Origin of the sequence: Mycobacterium sp. GA-1199 (assembly GCF_001500045.1) — a bacterium.
In the GTDB taxonomy this organism is placed as follows: Bacteria; Actinomycetota; Actinomycetes; order Mycobacteriales; family Mycobacteriaceae; genus Mycobacterium.
The window spans coordinates 1-15,685 of sequence record NZ_LQIX01000010.1 but is presented as its reverse complement, the minus strand read 5'-3'; the positions used below and the strand labels follow the sequence as shown (position 1 = coordinate 15,685).

Annotated in this window: 14 protein-coding genes, 1 tRNA gene and 1 other RNA gene; 10 read left to right on the top strand and 6 right to left on the bottom strand. The window is 67.0% G+C overall.

Annotation, left to right across the window (positions count from 1 at the left end; translation table 11 throughout):
- Nucleotides 1-25: 25 nt before the first annotated feature.
- A complete protein-coding gene (locus tag AU198_RS08055; RefSeq protein WP_064347388.1) occupies nucleotides 26-1,090 on the bottom strand; it encodes an ATP-dependent DNA ligase in 1,065 nt (354 codons plus the stop codon).
- Nucleotides 1,091-1,195: 105 nt separating this feature from the next.
- On the opposite strand from AU198_RS08055, the gene AU198_RS08050 reads away from it, so the two are divergent.
- From AU198_RS08050 to AU198_RS08040, 3 genes are read left to right on the top strand one after another with little or no spacing between them, the layout of a single operon-like run.
- Nucleotides 1,196-2,248: an ATP-dependent DNA ligase gene (locus AU198_RS08050; RefSeq protein ID WP_064347385.1), complete on the top strand. Its 1,053-nt coding sequence runs from the start codon at nucleotides 1,196-1,198 to the stop codon at nucleotides 2,246-2,248.
- A 1-nt stretch (nucleotide 2,249) separates the two neighbouring features.
- Nucleotides 2,250-3,299: a non-homologous end-joining DNA ligase gene (ligD, locus tag AU198_RS08045; RefSeq protein WP_064347384.1), complete on the top strand. Its 1,050-nt coding sequence runs from the start codon at nucleotides 2,250-2,252 to the stop codon at nucleotides 3,297-3,299.
- 46 nt (nucleotides 3,300-3,345) lie between these two features.
- A complete protein-coding gene (locus tag AU198_RS08040) occupies nucleotides 3,346-4,071 on the top strand; it encodes a cutinase family protein (protein WP_064347381.1) in 726 nt (241 codons plus the stop codon).
- Here the strand turns inward: AU198_RS08040 and AU198_RS08035 are convergent.
- On the bottom strand, nucleotides 4,068-6,158 hold the full coding sequence (locus AU198_RS08035; RefSeq protein ID WP_064347380.1) for a serine/threonine-protein kinase: 2,091 nt from the start codon (nucleotides 6,156-6,158) through the stop codon (nucleotides 4,068-4,070). The genes AU198_RS08040 and AU198_RS08035 overlap by 4 nt on opposite strands.
- A gap of 276 nt (nucleotides 6,159-6,434) precedes the next feature.
- On the opposite strand from AU198_RS08035, the gene AU198_RS08030 reads away from it, so the two are divergent.
- From AU198_RS08030 to AU198_RS08015, 4 genes are all read left to right on the top strand, one after another.
- Nucleotides 6,435-7,280 carry a hypothetical protein gene (locus tag AU198_RS08030; RefSeq protein ID WP_064347378.1) on the top strand — a complete coding sequence of 282 codons (846 nt, stop codon included), beginning with the start codon at nucleotides 6,435-6,437 and terminating at the stop codon, nucleotides 7,278-7,280.
- Between the two features lie 6 nt (nucleotides 7,281-7,286).
- Nucleotides 7,287-8,915 carry a superantigen-like protein SSL4 gene (locus tag AU198_RS08025; protein ID WP_064347376.1) on the top strand — a complete coding sequence of 543 codons (1,629 nt, stop codon included), beginning with the start codon at nucleotides 7,287-7,289 and terminating at the stop codon, nucleotides 8,913-8,915.
- A gap of 50 nt (nucleotides 8,916-8,965) precedes the next feature.
- On the top strand, nucleotides 8,966-9,730 hold the full coding sequence (locus AU198_RS08020) for a superoxide dismutase family protein (RefSeq protein WP_197416059.1): 765 nt from the start codon (nucleotides 8,966-8,968) through the stop codon (nucleotides 9,728-9,730).
- A gap of 62 nt (nucleotides 9,731-9,792) precedes the next feature.
- A complete protein-coding gene (locus AU198_RS08015) occupies nucleotides 9,793-10,248 on the top strand; it encodes a hypothetical protein (protein WP_064347374.1) in 456 nt (151 codons plus the stop codon).
- 3 nt (nucleotides 10,249-10,251) lie between these two features.
- Here the strand turns inward: AU198_RS08015 and AU198_RS08010 are convergent, their stop codons facing one another.
- Nucleotides 10,252-11,319 carry an NAD(P)H-dependent amine dehydrogenase family protein gene (locus AU198_RS08010; RefSeq protein ID WP_064347532.1) on the bottom strand — a complete coding sequence of 356 codons (1,068 nt, stop codon included), beginning with the start codon at nucleotides 11,317-11,319 and terminating at the stop codon, nucleotides 10,252-10,254.
- Between the two features lie 88 nt (nucleotides 11,320-11,407).
- Here AU198_RS08010 and AU198_RS08005 point away from each other — a divergent pair, with 88 nt between their 5' ends.
- Nucleotides 11,408-12,064, top strand: a complete 657-nt coding sequence (locus AU198_RS08005; protein ID WP_064347372.1) for a TetR/AcrR family transcriptional regulator — start codon at nucleotides 11,408-11,410, stop codon at nucleotides 12,062-12,064.
- Here the strand turns inward: AU198_RS08005 and AU198_RS08000 are convergent.
- The 3 genes from AU198_RS08000 to AU198_RS07990 form a co-directional block, all read right to left on the bottom strand.
- Nucleotides 12,061-13,077: a S1C family serine protease gene (locus tag AU198_RS08000; RefSeq protein WP_064347370.1), complete on the bottom strand. Its 1,017-nt coding sequence runs from the start codon at nucleotides 13,075-13,077 to the stop codon at nucleotides 12,061-12,063. The two genes, AU198_RS08005 and AU198_RS08000, sit on opposite strands and share 4 nt — an antisense overlap.
- Before the next feature lie 29 nt (nucleotides 13,078-13,106).
- Nucleotides 13,107-13,919: a lipid uptake coordinator LucA gene (gene lucA / locus AU198_RS07995; protein WP_064347367.1), complete on the bottom strand. Its 813-nt coding sequence runs from the start codon at nucleotides 13,917-13,919 to the stop codon at nucleotides 13,107-13,109.
- Between the two features lie 85 nt (nucleotides 13,920-14,004).
- Nucleotides 14,005-14,090, bottom strand: a tRNA-Ser gene (locus tag AU198_RS07990).
- 68 nt (nucleotides 14,091-14,158) lie between these two features.
- Here AU198_RS07990 and ffs point away from each other — a divergent pair.
- Nucleotides 14,159-14,253: signal recognition particle sRNA small type (ffs, locus tag AU198_RS25705), an RNA gene on the top strand.
- Between the two features lie 30 nt (nucleotides 14,254-14,283).
- Nucleotides 14,284-15,564, top strand: a complete 1,281-nt coding sequence (locus AU198_RS07985; protein WP_064347365.1) for an aspartate aminotransferase type Ic — start codon at nucleotides 14,284-14,286, stop codon at nucleotides 15,562-15,564.
- The last annotated feature ends 121 nt before the right edge of the window (nucleotides 15,565-15,685 follow it).

The window sequence follows — 15,685 nt, the reverse complement described above, 5'->3', positions numbered from 1 at the left end:
CGCCGAGTTGGCGAAAGTTCTCCGGTCAGCCGAGCCCGGGAACGATGTCGCCCAGCTTGAAGGTGACCGGCTGCTCGAGCTGGTCGAACGTGCACGACCGTGGGTCCCGGTCGGGGCGCCAGCGGTTGAACTGCGCCGTGTGGCGGAACCGCGAACCCTCCATGTGGTCGTAGCGCACCTCGACCACCCGCTCGGGCCGCAACGGTACGAACGAGAGGTCTTTGCCGGCGTTCCAGCGCGATCCCTCGTTGCGGCGCGGCGTCCGCTCACCGACCATGTGCGCCGCCCAATTCCACGGATGGTTGTCGAACGTGGTTACCAGCGGCTGCAATTCGACGAAGAGTTCGCGGCGGCGGGCCATCGGGAAGGCGCCGATCACGCCGACGGAAGCCAACGTGCCGTCGTCCTGGTACAGCCCGAGAAGCAGCGACCCGATGGCGTCTTCACCCGACTTGTGGAGGCGGTAGCCGGCGACGACGCAGTCCGCCGTCCGTTGATGTTTGATCTTGAACATCACGCGCTTGTCGGGTTGATAGGTGAGCGCCAGCGGTTTGGCGATGACGCCGTCGAGGCCGGCGCCCTCGAAGTCGTCGAACCAGCGCTGCGCTGTCGCGAGATCCGTCGTCACGGGTGTGACATGGAATTTCTGACCGGCACCGGCAAGGGCGTCCACGAGTGCCGTGCGGCGTTCGCTGAAAGGCTTTTGCATGTAATCGATGTCGTCGAGAGCGAGCAGGTCGAACGCGATGAAGGACGCCGGCGTCTTCTCGGCCAGCATCCGGACCCGGGTGTCGGCGGGGTGGATGCGCTGCTGGAGCGCTTCGAAGTCGAGCCCGCGATCGGAGGCGACGATGATCTCGCCGTCGATGACGCAGCGTGCGGGAAGCTCTTGTCGGGCGGCGTCGACGAGTTCGGGGAAGTAACGGGTCATCGGCCGCTCGTTGCGGCTGCCGAGTTCGACCTCATCGCCGTCGCGGAAGCAGATCGACCGGAAGCCGTCCCACTTGGGTTCGTACGACGCGTCCGGCGGGATCGACACCACCGATTTCGCGAGCATCGGCGACACCGGCGGCATCACTGGCAGCTGCATTGGGCCATTGTCGCAGGCCATGACCCGGCGATGACCTTGCCGAGTGCGGGCGGTCTACATGGGTGTGGAGGCAATCCAGCGGTCTGGAGTGACGTGGAGGCAATAATGGGCCAGGTGGACCTGCCTGTGCTGCCGCCGCTCGAACCGATGCTGGCCAAGGCCCAGGCGAAGGTCCCGCCCGAAGCCGGGGTGTGGTCGTACGAGCCGAAATGGGACGGGTTCCGTGCGCTGGTGTTCCGTGACGGCGACGAGGTTGTTCTGCTCTCCCGTAGCGGTAAAGACCTCGGCCGGTATTTTCCCGATGTCGTCGAGGCCGTCCGCGACGAGCTGGCACCGCGGTGCGTGGTCGACGGCGAGATCGTCGTCCCCCGCGAGTTCGGCGGCCGCACCCGCCTGGACTGGGAGTCGCTGAGCCAGCGTATCCACCCCGCCGCCAGCCGCATCGAGATGCTCTCCGAGCAGACACCCGCCCACTTCATCGGGTTCGACGCGCTGGCCGCCGGCGACCACTCGTTGCTCAAGCAACCCTTCAGGATCCGCCGCGAAGCGCTCCTGGATGCGGTGAACCAGAAGCAGTGGTGTCACGTCACCCGCACCACCGAAGACCCCGAGCTCGGCGTGCGGTGGCTCGAAGAGTTCGAAGGCGCCGGCCTCGACGGCATTATCGCCAAGCGGCTCGACGGACCCTATCTGCCCGGCAAGCGCGAGATGGTCAAGGTCAAACATGCCCGCGACGCCGATTGTGTGGCGATGGGTTATCGCATCCACAAGAGCGGCGAGGGTATCGGCTCGATCCTGTTGGGCCTGTACAACGATGACGGCGAGCTGCAGATGGTCGGTGGCGCAGCGTCTTTCACGGCCAAGGACCGGATCAAGTTGTTGGCCGAACTCGAGCCACTTCGTGAGGGCGACGAGATGCGCGACGGCGACCCCAGCCGCTGGAACTCCGCCGCCGACAAGCGGTGGGTTCCCATCCGGCCGGAGAAGGTCTGCGAAGTCGCCTACGACCAGATGGAGGGAAACGGCGGTGCCGCCCAACGCTTCCGGCATGCGGTGAAGTTCCGCCGCTGGCGGCCCGACCGCGACCCGCGCAGCTGTACCTTCGACCAGCTAGACGTTCCGCTCAACTACGACCTCTACGACGTACTGGAGTCCTGAGATGGGAAAAGCCGCAGAGGAAGTCGATGTCGACGGCACCAAGGTGCGGCTGACCAACCGTGACAAGGTGTACTTCCCGAAGCTGGGCAAAGGCGGCACCAAGGGCAAGCTGTTCGACTACTACCTGTCCGTCGCCGAACCGATGGTCGCGCTGCTGCGTGACCGGCCGGTGCACCTCCAACGATTCCCCGACGGCATCGAGGGCGAGGAGATCTACCAGAAACGCGTCCCGCAGAAGCATCCCGATTACCTCGAGACGTGCACCGTCACCTTTCCGTCCGGTCGCACCGCCGACGCGCTGAAGGTCACCCACCCGTCGGCGATCGCATGGGCGGCCCAGATGGGCACGGTCACCCTGCACCCCTGGCAGGTGAGATGTCCCGACACCGAGCATCCCGACGAACTGCGTATCGACCTGGACCCGCAACCGGGAACGGGTTTCTCCGACGCCAGCTCGGTGGCGGTCGACGTGCTCAAGCCGCTGCTCGACGAATTGGGCCTGATCGGTTATCCGAAGACATCGGGCGGGCGCGGTGTGCACGTCTTCCTCCGGATCAAGACGGACTGGGACTTCATCGACGTGCGTCGCGCGGGCATCGCGCTGGCCCGCGAGGTCGAACGCCGGGCGCCCGACGCGGTCACCACGTCATGGTGGAAGGAGGAGAGGGGTGAGCGCATCTTCATCGACTACAACCAGAATGCGAGGGACCGAACCTTCGCTTCCGCGTACTCGGCGCGCAAGACCCCCATCGCCACCGTCTCCACTCCGTTGACCTGGGACGAGCTTCGCACCGCCGACCCCGACGACTACACGATCACGTCGGTGCCCGATTTCCTTGCGGGACGGCCCGATCCGTGGGCCGACATCGACCGCAAGCCGCAGTCGATCAACAAGCTGCTGGACATGGTCAAGGCCGACGAGGAGCGCGGGCTCGGCGATATGCCGTATCCGCCGAGCTACCCGAAGATGCCCGGGGAGCCGCCGCGCGTGCAACCGAGCAAGAAGGTCGCGGCCAACTGGGACGAGGACGGCAATCCGGTCAACAGTTGACGGTCAAAACCCGCCCTCTGCCGCGATCTGCTCCTAGCATCAACCAATGGCCAACAGATGGTCGTTGACGCGGACGGCTGCCCGGGTCTGCCTCGCCGCCTTGGCGGCCGCCGCGGTGCTCGGCGCGCCCGGGGTGGTCCCCGCCGCGGACGCCCAGCAGTGCCCAGACATCGAGGTGATCTTCGCGCGCGGGACCGGTGATCCGCCGGGCGTCGGCCCCGTCGGTCAAGCATTCATCGACTCCCTGCGCTCGAAGGTGGGTGGCAGATCGGTGGGTGTTTACGCGGTCAACTATGCGGCGACCATGAACTTTCTGCGTGCCGCCGACGGCGCCGCCGATGCGAACGGTCACGTGGCGTTGACGAGCGCGAATTGTCCGGCCACGAAGATAGTGCTCGGCGGCTTCTCACAGGGCGCGGCCGTCGTCGACTTGATGTTGGGCGTCACCCCTGGGCTCGGTGCGATACCGGGTGCCGCCGCGATACCCGGCTTGGAGGCCGTGCCCGGCCTCGATCTGGGCGCCGTCGCGGCGCCGCTGCCCCCTCAAGCGTCGGATCATGTGGCGGCGGTTGCGGTGTTCGGGAACCCGCTCGCCAAGGTGTTAGGTCCCCTGAACGCGCTCAGCCCCGTGTACGGCGGCCGGACCATCGACCTGTGTAATGCGAACGACCCGATATGCGGAGAAGGTGATCTGGACAACCGGGCGGCGCACCACCAGTACGTTCCCGGCATGACCGACCAAGCCGCGTCTTTCGTCGCAGGCCTGCTTTAGTCACCGGTGCGCTGTACCCGCGAGTCGAAGTCGCTGCTGAACGGACAGCCACCTGTGACGGTGTAATGACCGCGGCCGGTGAGCAGGGTGATCGGGTCCTGCGGAGGCTGCGGTAGTGGATAGGTCAAGCTGATCTCGCGGTGCGCGGGCTCGCCGCCCTTGCACCGTGAGTCGGCGGAGGTGTTGGTCAACACCCATTGATTGTTCTGGAACACAAGGACTTTGACGTCGTTGGGATTAGACCAGTAACTGAGGCAGCGCTCACCGGTCCGCAGGCAGTAAGTCTGGATGTCGAAACTCACTTCGGCACTGCGGTTTCCGTCGACGTAGGTGTCGACTTCCTGGTATCGGCCGTGAAGAGCCTGGGCGGGCGATGTCACACGCGGCAGCTGGGTCGCGGGGTCGCGGACGGATGTGCCGGAATCCCGGTCTCCGGTGCGGGTGAACGTCACGGGTTGGTTGCTTGCACAGGTGCCGTTCGCCGAGCGAACGATGAACTCGCCCTTCAGTGCGCCGTCGGCCTGCGACTGCAGGGAGAACACCTCCCAAAGGTCGACGCTCTCGGCGCCCTGGCACGATCCCCGTCTTGCGTTGACCGCTTCCCACCGTCCGTCGACTTCATCGAACATCACCGTCGAAAGCGTTGCGCTGGAGCCGTTGAGCTTTGTCGCCGATGCGATACAAGCGCCGTCACGGCACGCTGACTCGACCGTCCAGGTTTCGGTCGCGCCCTGTGCATCCGGATATGGCTCACCGTTGGGCTTCGTCGGTGGCCCCAACCGTGCTGTGAACGTCCCGTCGAACGCCGCATTCGCCGGTCGGGAGGTGGGTTCGCCGTCTCCGCCACTGAGCACGGCGAGGATAGTGGCAACGGCCGCGACGATGAGGACAACGGCGATCGGCACGACGATCGCCGTTCGCCGCCACCAAGGCCAAGACGGACCGCCGTCATGGTCGTCGTCCGAATCGACGGGAGGCGGCCGTGTTTCGGTGTGGGCGGTCGACTCCGCCGGCCGCGCTGGAGTGGGAGTGGCTGCCTGTTCACCGTCTGCAGGACTGGCGGCATGGGTCGGCGCCCACGCCTTCTTCACATGCTCGGGCGGGCCGGTCTCGGTAGGTGCGGCCGGGGGATCGAGCTCTTCGGCCGGGCGGGCTTGCGTTGGAGCCCAGGCATATCCGACGCGATCCGTGCCCTCGACCGACGTGGGTGCCGAGGGCGCAACAGCAGCGGCCGTGGGCGTCGAGCCGGGCTGTGCTGGTCGGGTGGGGACGGCAGCGGTCGTGAGCGCGGTGCTGGCCGCTCGCGCCAGTTCGACTGTGGTGCCATAGCGTTCGTCGGGGTCTTTGGCCATCCCGGCCGCAATCACCGCATCCAGCTCCAGCGTCACCCCTGGGCGCGCGATCGACGGTCGCGGTGGAGGAGTGGTCAGGTGGCCTGCGATCTGTTGCTCGACGCTGTCGCCGGGGAAGGGGCGACTGGACGTGAGACACTCGTACAACACACAGGTCAGCGCGTAGATGTCCGAGCGGCTGTCGGTCTGGCCGGTGGTGAACCGCTCCGGCGCCATGTACGGCCATGTGCCGACGACGTTTCCCGTGGCGGTCAACTTGGTATCACCGGCCGCGCGAGCGATACCGAAGTCGATCAGGTACGAGAAGTCGTCCTCAGCGACGAGGATGTTGGAAGGCTTGACATCGCGATGGACGAGTCCTATGCGGTGCGCAGCATGAAGTGCCGACGCGATCTGTTCGATGATCTTCACTGCCCGTTCGGGTTCCAGCGGTCCGCGAGTTAGCAACTGCTCGAGGTCCTGTCCCTCTATCAGCCGCATGTCCACATACAACCGGCCCTCGATCTCGCCGAAGTTGTGGATCGGGACGACGTGGGGATTGGTCAATCCGGCGGCTGCGAACGCTTCATGCCGGAAGCGCTGTTTGAACACCGGATCTGAGGCGAGTGCAGCGGGCAGCACCTTCACCGCGACCACGCGTTGGGTAGCGGTATCGAATGCCTTCCAGACCTCCCCCATACCGCCGCGGCCCAGCAACTCGACCAATCGGTATCGGCCGAAGGGCGCTCCGTCCACTACGCCTCCCCGGGACTGCGCCGAACCAGCAGGTTCACAGTGCTCACCATAAGCCGGTCGGCCGCCCGTTCGCTTCCGGAACGACCGTGCGCGCGAAAATGCCGACGCCGTCGGCAACCCCAGTTGCCGAGCGCGGCCGGCACAGGTCTGCTATGAATTTGACAGCCCAGGCGTCAAATTTGCTGATTTTTCGGATTCTGGAGTATCCGCATCTTCGGGCTGAAAGAATTCGACGACTGGCCAATCGGGGGATATCCAGGTCAAAGGGGAAAGTCGATGAAATCGTCTCGTACGCCCAAGCCCTATCGGTCGATCACCGGGGCGGTGGTCGCTGCCGTTGCGGTTCTCTTCGCGTGGGGCGGCGCGCCTGCGGCGGCGTTCCAGGTTCAAAACCATGACCGCATTACGCGCGATGCACTGGTGCCGCTGGGCGTCGACGAGGCCACCATCGGTCAGATCCTCGTCGGCCCGCCGCCGGGTGCCGGTGTGGTCGGCAGCGATGCATTCTTTGCCGACGACTTCCGCCATATCGATAATGCGAAGGATCCCGCCGACATCTGTGCCCGCACCCAGGACGCCTGGAAGTTCTTCACGCCGGTCATTCTCAGCGGCGCCCAACCGACGGGTCCCGGCGGTGTCGATCTTGTCGACGGGCCCGCCGCCCGAGCGGCGTTCGGCGGCCTGGCTCATGCCTTGCAGGATTTCTTCTCGCACTCGAACTGGGTCGAGGACAACATCGCGGTCGGCCAGCTGGACCGGATGCCGCCTCCGCTGATGCCGACCTGTGATCCGGCCACCCTGCCAGCGGGCCTGCACACCGGATTCTTCGACGTAAACAGCAACCACAGCGACCCGCTGGGAGGCTGCCCGCCGCAAGGCCCCCCGCCCGGATTCGCCGAGTGCCACTCGATGCTGAACAAGGACGCGTGGGACACCCCGCGAGGCATCATCCAGGTGCCCGGAAGCAATCCGCCGATCAACAATTTCGACCTGGCGGCGCGGCTGGCCACCACGGCCACCGCCGACTTGTACTGGCAGATCCGCAATCTCGTCGCCAGCAACGCCGGAGAGTGTGCGGCGGCCAACTTGTTCCAGATCGACCGTCGTCAGCCTTGCTGGTGAGCAGTGATGAAAAGCTCTCTGGTCGTTGATATTCGACGCTTCCGCTATTTCTCGATAACGCTGGCCTCGTCGGCGGCGCTGGCGCTGACGGTGATGAGTGCCGGCGCGCCAACGACTCTGGCCCAGCCGACCGACACGACGTACCCGACCGAGAGCACGTACGCTCCTGCCGAAGAGGCGCCTGCCGAGGTTCCGGCCTACGAAGCGCCGACGTATGAGGCTCCGTCCCAGATGCCGGTGCCTGCGGCTCCGGAACCGCCCATCCAAGCGCCGGTCGTCACCCCGGAGGCGCCCGCACCCGTGGTGACCGAGGCTCCCGTCGAGACGCAGCCACCCGTGGTGACCGAGGCGCCCGTCGTGCCCGAGGAGACGCAAGCGCCCGAGGTGGTGACGACGGCCGCGCCTGAGGTCACCGCGAAGCCAGAACCCCGGACCACTGCGCCCGCCGCGACGCCGGCGCCGTCGACAACGGCAACAACACAGGTGACCGCACCAACCCCTGCCACGACAACCGTTGCGCCCGGGGCGACAACCGAAGCGACGGCACCAGCCGGCTCCTCGGCCGCCAAGACCTCACCCTCGCCGACCGCATCGCCGCCTGAGGAGTCGACAGCCGATCCGACACTCACGACGGACCCGCAGTCGACTTCGGAGGTGGCGCCCGCAGGTGGAGGTTCGACCGACCCGTCATCGGTGACACAAGACGCCGAGCTCGCCGCGGGCGTGACGACGACCCCCGAGCCGCAGCGCCTGGAAGCATCGCCGCAGAACATCGAGATCGCCCAGCAGGCCGCCCCGGTCCGCGAGGACCCACCGCCGGCCCCGACTGCGGAGATCAACCGGCTCAGGGACCTCGTCGTACCGGCGGCGGATCCGGGGGCGGCCGGCGCGCCGGGTGTGGCGGCGGACCCCGCTGTCGCCGCGAACTACCGGGTGATGCAGTGGCAGCCGAACTGGGTCCAGTACGACCAGTACTTCCGGCCGTTGATCTTCAACCCCTACCCGGAGCCGCTGCAGCTGGTCTACGAGGTCGCCGGCGTGCCCCGGATACTGCTGATCCCCCCGCTGGGTCGCATCGTCACCGAAGTGCGCGATCTCGGTTCGTACAACTTCACGGCGATGCGGCTCAACCCGCTGGGCGTACCCCTTGACGTCGCGGTCGGCAACTTCTTCGGCGGCGGCTACGTCCCCGGACCGGGGCAGCCGCCTCCACCGCCGCCGCCACCGGTGCGCACCCTCACCGATGTGCCGGTACAGGTGAAGTACACGAACGCGACGTACCGGCCCATCGTGGTACGCAAACTCGTCGACGTCGGCCCCGACCCGTCCGCCGGCGGGGCGCGCAAGGTTCTGCTCGACGGCGTCACCCCGGCCTGGGGAGAGTGGAAGCAGAACGAGAGCGGCGTACCGCAATTCGAGGTCTATCAGACGCAGAGCTTCCCAGGTATGGAAGCGCCGGGGGAGGGGCCGCTGCCAGGCGACTACGACCTACAGCTGATGAACGACTCCACCCCCACCGGCCTGAGCGGTAAGGACCTCACGCTGATCATCGCGGCCGTCGTCGTGGCGGCGGTGGGCATCGGTGCGATCTTCCTGACGATCTTCAAGGGCAGGCGGCGCCGCATCAGGCACTGACGACCGCGCTCCCCGGTTTGTGTGGCGCGTCACACGGGTACGGGGAGTTCATGATCAAACAAGTCAGTGTTGCCTTGGGTGTGCTCGCAGTCGCGGTCGGTTGTTCCAATCAAGCGTCCGACGATTCGGCCACCACCACCACGACCACGACCACGACCACGCCCAGCGCTCAGGGCATGACCACCCAGATCAACACGGTCGACGGCAGACACGTCGCCGACGCGACCATCGACTTCTCCGGCGGGTATGCCACGGTGACCGTCGAAACCGTCGAGGACGGCATCCTGTCGCCGGGCTTCCACGCCATGCACATTCACCAGATCGGCGTGTGCGAGGCCGGCGACGGATTCGCGTCCGCGGGCGAGCACTTCCAGGCGCCCGGCCACACGGGCATGCCCGCCAGTGGCGATCTGCCGCCCCTGCTGGTGCGGTCGAACGGCGCGGGCAAGCTGGTCGCGACCAGCGACGCCTTCACCGAGGAGCAGCTCACGACCCCGCAGGGATCGTCGATCGTCCTGCACGAGAGCGCGACCATGGAGGACCCGGCCGCTGCCGAACAACCGCGGATCGCGTGCGGCGTCATCAGCCCGGGAACCGCGGGCACCACGTCGGTCGAGACGCAGACCACCGTCGTCACCACCACCGCGGTTGCGCCTCCACCACCGACCACCACGGTCACGGAAACACCGGCCACGACCACCCCGCCAGCGGAGTCGCCGGCCACGACCACCCCGCCGACCGAGACGGACACCGTCACCGTGACCGAGTCGCCGTCGCCGACCACCACCACGGTCGCTCCGCCGCCGGGCGGCTGACACGACTCGCTCAGCACGTCGAAATGCCGCCGATCGGGCGGTGAACCGGGTCTGCTGTTCGTATGCGCGTTTCGACGACCGTTCGTAGATTGCTGGCGGCCCTGGCGCTGGTCGCGCTCGTGGGCAGCGGTGTCGGAGTGGCAGCCGTGATGGTCTTCGGGTCGGTCAAGGAAGCCCGCCAGACCGAAACCCCATCAGCGAAGCCTGCGACCCAGGCGCCGCCGCCGAAGGTTCCGGAGCCGTTCGAGTTCACGATCAACGTCGCCGTCACCGACCAGCACTGCGCACCCGAAGCGCCCGGATGCTTCTACAAGTACTCGATCGAGCCGAAATACATTGGCATGCATCCGCTCCCGAAAACGCCGTTCACCGTGTTCTACGAGGTGGTCGGCGGTAACGCACCGCAGAAGGGCGAGTTCACCGTGGAGAACGGCCAGGCGCAGATTCTGCAGGACGTCGTCCTGGAAGGACCGCCGTCCGCCCAACTCAAGGCGAACGTCCTGCAGGTGACCGGCTGAGCGTTACCGCCTGGGCCCGACGCCGCGCGCCTGCGGCAAGGGCAGGTCGTTGTAGGTCGCGATGCCGGGAGGCGCCGCCACCACCGCCGGGATCGCATGGATCGGGGGCATGGCGGTCATGATGTGGCCCAGCACGAAGAAGTCTTCGATCGACTTGGCGTTCTCGATCATGTCCTGCGGGGGCAGGAAACCGACCTGCATGTTCACCGTCGGCCGGCCGTCGATCGTGATCTTCCAGCCCTCGGCGTCCATCTGCCAGTCCGGGTCGAGGGTGGTGCCCTTCTTCCACCGGACGTTGATGTCGACCACCGTCTTGCCGTCGACGATTCCCTGCCAACTGGCGTACACGCCCGCGACGTGGCCGGCCGGGATCGTCCATGACGCCATCACCAGATCCTCTGTGGTCTGGGCATATTCGGACACGCACTTGATCTCGTCGAGCTCGACACCGATCGAGTCGGCGACCAGCCGCACCGCCTCGGCGAACACCGCGGTGCCTTTCGAGGCCATCGGTGCCAAGTTCGGATCGTCGATCGCGGTGCCGAACCCGACGGGCCGCTCGGTGTCGGGGGAGTCGTAGAGCGTGGTGTCGGCGGATTCGGCGATGGTGATCTTGTCGACCCGGTCGCAGCCCGTTGCGGCCACGATGGCGAGCAGTTCGGCGAAGCCGGGGCTGATCCCGGACCCGAAGAGTGTCGAACCGCCGCGCTTGCATGCCTCTTGGAGCTTGTCGCGGTCCGCGCCGAGGTTGTGTCCGGTTATGAACGAGGCCGACGACACGACGTTGACGCCGGCTTCGAGGATGCGGACCAGTTCGTCGACGTCGATCCACATCGGGTTGTAGACCACGACGTCGGGCTTCAAGGCGAGCAGGGCGTCGACGTCGTTGGTGGCCTTCACGCCGAGAGGTGCGATGCCGGCGAGTTCTCCGGCGTCCCGGCCCACCTTGTCCTGCGACCACGCATAGAGGCCGACGAGTTCGTAGTTCGGGTTCGTGGCGATCGCCTGGACCGAACTCTTGCCGACATTGCCGGTGGTCCACTGCACGACGCGATAGGGAGTGTTTGGCACCCGCACAGCATAGGGAAGGGCGGTGCTTCGTGGGGCGGTTTTTACCGCGCGGCGAAAAATGATCGCGTCAGGCCCTAGTCTGACCGTGATGAGCGGCCGAACCAGGGGTCGCCCACCCCGGATCAGCCGCGACCAGATCGTCGCGGCGGCCAGGGACGTGGCGAGCGCGGACCTGACGATGCAGGCGGTCGCTGATGCGCTCGGGGTCAGTCGCAAGGCCCTGCACTACTACGTCGGCGACCGGGAGGGCCTGCTGACGTTGGTGGTGACCGACCTGTTCGAACGCGAACTCACCAGCGTCGAATTGCCCGACGGCGACGACTGGCGGGCGGTCCTGCGCGCCTACACCGTCGCGTTCCGCAACGGGCTGACCCAGGTCGGCGCCGCCACCGACTTCACCCGACTACGAGGTCTGGGCGCGGCCGCCGCATTGGCGCTCGCCGACCGAGTGCTCGACACATTGCTCACGGCCGGCTTTGCACCGGACACCGCCCGGTACGGGTTGACCGCGGCCTCCAACATCGCGCAGTCGGCCGCCCACAGCAGCGCCGCGCAGACGCCGTCGGGGATGCACCGGCACCGAGCCGAGACGTCGGCGGCCCTGGAGTGGGAACCCGAGGACACCTATCCGGCGCTGCGCGTAGTGCTCGCCTCGGCCGAATCTCAGCGCCACGACGCCGAGCACCAGTTCGACTTCGAGCTCGACGTGCTCATCGCCGGCCTGGAACGACTCCTGGGCCGTTAGAGGGGCGTCAGGGTGGCCTTGGCGGTCCGTTCCACCCCGGCCCGATCGACCCACGTCAGGTCGACCACGTCGCCGGGATAGTGGCGGTCCAGCACGTAGGTCAGCGTCGTCGCCGAATCCAGAGGCGTGCCGTCGAGCACGACCAGCACGTCGCCGGGAACGAGTCCCGCCCGGTCGGCCGGCCCGCCGCGCAGCACGTCGGCGATCTGCACACCGGGGCCGCGTTGCGCCGAGCGCACCCCGACGCCCAGCAGCACCGGAGGGCCGATGTGCACGTCGGCCGACGCCATCCGGGACCGGATCTGGTTGGCGATCGGCAACGCATCGTTGATCGGGATCGCGAAGCCCTCACCGCCCGGACCGAAGCGGAAGTTCACCGACGCCGCGGTGGTGATGCCCACGACCTGACCGGCGCCGTTGACCACCGGGCCGCCGGAGTCACCCGCGACGACCGGTGCGGCGAACTCGATGAGACCGGCGAGTTCGTCCTTGCTGCCGGTCAGCGAGTCCTCGGCGTTCACCGTCCGGCCGAACGCGGTGATCGTGCCGGCCTCGCGCGTCAGCGGCCCGTTCGTCCCGTTGGCGTTGCCGAGTGCGACGACGGGCTCACCGGGCGCCAAGAGCGCCGAGTCACCGACCGGTGCGACCGGCAGGTTGGTCCCGCCGATCAGCTGTAGCACCGCGATGTCGCGCTTGCGGTTGTAGCCGACCAACTCAGCCGGATAGGACCGGCCGCCGACGCTCGCAGTGATCCGATCCGCACCGGATACCACGTGGAAATTGGTCAGGACCAGGCCGTTGGGATCGATCACGAATCCGGCGCCGTTTCCGTATGCGCCTTGATAGTCGATCTCGGTGTCGATCCGGACGACGGAGGGTTCGACCTGAGCGGCGGCGGCGACGGGGTCGCCGGGGGCCGCCGCGGCCGGGAACACCGGCGCCACCACGGCGAACGCCATGGCCAATGCGATCAGCAGCGTCGTGACTGGACGCCGAAAGGGGAATTTGCCCATAGGCCCATATTGCCCGATCCCGGGGACGACTAATCGTCCAGCGCGACGCCGCCGCGCAAGCGTCGACGGCGGCGACGTGCCGTTTCGGGTCTGCGATTGCGCAATTTGCCGTCGCCGCTTTCGGCTTCTTCGGTGGCTTCGGCCGCGGATTCCTCGGTACCGGACTCGGGCTCGTCGGCGTCGGCCTTGACCTCGACTTCTTCGGTGGCCCCGGCGTCCTCGCCCGTCTCGGCGTCGTCCTCGCCGCTGGACTCGTCGGCCACCTCGGCCTCGTCGGCCGCGGCGGCATCCTCGGTCTCTTCGGCAACCTCGGCGGTGTCTTCGGCCTGGTCCTCGGTTTCTTCCTCGGCTTTCGCGCCCCGGCGGCGACCCCGGCGCTGCTTGGGCTCCTTGACCTTCAGCGGCTTGGGGGGCAGTGGTGGCATTTCTGCCACCGAAGCGAGGTAGAACGCGAAAACGCCGAGCAGCGCGATCGCTGCCGCGGCGCCGTAGATACCGAACAGCCACCTCCCCGCAGTGTCGAGGGACAGCCAGATCTCGCTGATAGCCGCGCCGACGATCAGCACGCCGGCCAGCACGTGCAGCCCGATCGACAGGGTCCGCAACCTCAGCGCCATCTGGGGCGTTCCGAATTCCGGGCGTCGAGTCCGCAGCAGGGTGAACACCACCGGCAGCGCGGCCAGCCCGATCAACGCGCCGCATACGATGCGCATCACGGTGCCGAAGGTGTGCGGGATGTCACCGGAGAGCTCATACCAACGGGGCAGGACGAAGAAGAAGTACAGAACACCGGCCACGACGCTGAACGACGCGTGCCAGGTCACCGCGACAGTGCGGCTCATTCTCCTCCTAGACGATTGTTTGGCCCGGGGTGCGACCGGGCCTGACCGTCGGAACGCGCCGACAGGCCGCACCCCGGGCCGAGTGCGGAGGATGCGGGATTTGAACCCGCGAGGGCTATTAACCCAACCCGCGTTCCAGGCGAGCGCCATAGGCCACTAGGCGAATCCTCCGCGGGCCATGGTAGCCGACCTCAGGCCCGAGCCGATCCGGATGCGACCGGCTCGGGTATTAGACTCGCCGTGGACCCCGCGCGGCGTCCATCCTGTGAACTCCCCCAGGGCCGGAAGGCAGCAAGGGTCAATGGGCTCTGGCGGGTGCGCGGGGTCCCCTTCATTTCCCGCATCTTCAGTCGAAAGGCGTTCGGTGTCATTTCTGTCGCTCGGCCGGGACGAACTCGTCGCAGAACACGAGCAGCAGAAAAGCAACTACGCCGAACTGCAGGCCAGGGGCCTCAAGCTCGACCTGACCCGGGGAAAGCCGTCCGCGGCGCAGTTGGACCTGTCCAACAAGCTGCTCCAATTGCCCGGTCCCGACGACTTCCGTGACGGCGACGGCACCGACGTCCGCAACTACGGCGGCGTGCACGGTCTGCCCGAGCTGCGCGCGATCTTCGGTGAACTGCTCGGCATCCCGGTGCAGAACCTGATCGCGGGCAACAACGCCAGCCTCGAGTTGATGCACGACGTCGTCGTGTTCTCGATGCTGCACGGCGGCCCCGACTCGGCGTGGCCGTGGGCAAAGGAGCCCGCACTGAAGTTCCTGTGTCCGGCCCCCGGCTACGACCGGCATTTCGCGATCACCGAGAGCCTTGGCATCGAGATGATCACCGTGCCGATGCTCGAGGACGGTCCTGACGTCGACCTCATCGAGGAACTCGTGGCATCCGATCCCGCGATCAAGGGGATGTGGTGCGTGCCGGTGTACTCCAACCCGACCGGCGTCACGTTCTCCTGGGAGACGGTGCGCCGGCTGGTTCAGATGCGAACGGCGGCAAACGATTTCCGGTTGATGTGGGACAACGCCTACGCGGTGCACACCTTGACCCACGACTTCGTCCGCAACGTCGACGTGCTCGGGTTGGCCGAGGCCGCCGGCAACGGCAACCGTCCCCTGGTGTTCGCGTCGACGTCGAAGATCACGTTCGCCGGCGCCGGGGTCAGCTTCCTGGGCGCCTCGCTGGGCAACATCACCTGGTACCTGCAGCACGCAGGCAAGAAGTCGATCGGCCCGGACAAGGTCAATCAGCTGCGCCATCTGCGGTTCTTCCGCGACGCCGACGGCGTGCGCCTCCAGATGCAGCGTCACCAGCAGCTGCTGGCCCCGAAGTTCGCCGCGGTGTTGGAGATCCTCTCCGAGCGGCTCGGCGATTCGAAGATCGCGTCGTGGACCGAACCCAAGGGCGGGTACTTCATCAGCCTTGACGTCCTGCCCGGCACGGCCAAGCGCACGGTGGCGCTCGCCAAGGACGCGGGCATCGCGGTGACTGAGGCGGGCGCGACGTTCCCGTATCGAAAAGACCCGGAAGACAAGAACATCCGTATCGCCCCGACGATGCCCCCCGAGCCCGAGCTGCGGGCCGCGATCGACGGTCTGGCCACCTGCGCACTGCTCTCGGCGACCGAGTCGTTGCTGAAGGGCTCTTAGTCAGCCTTCGAGGCCCGTTTGTGCATCTGACGACGATTTTCGCGGGCATTGTCAACCGGTGAGTGCAACGTTTAGGCGGCGGCTTGGTCGAGGAGTGCGGCTAACCGCTGGGCCGGTGTGT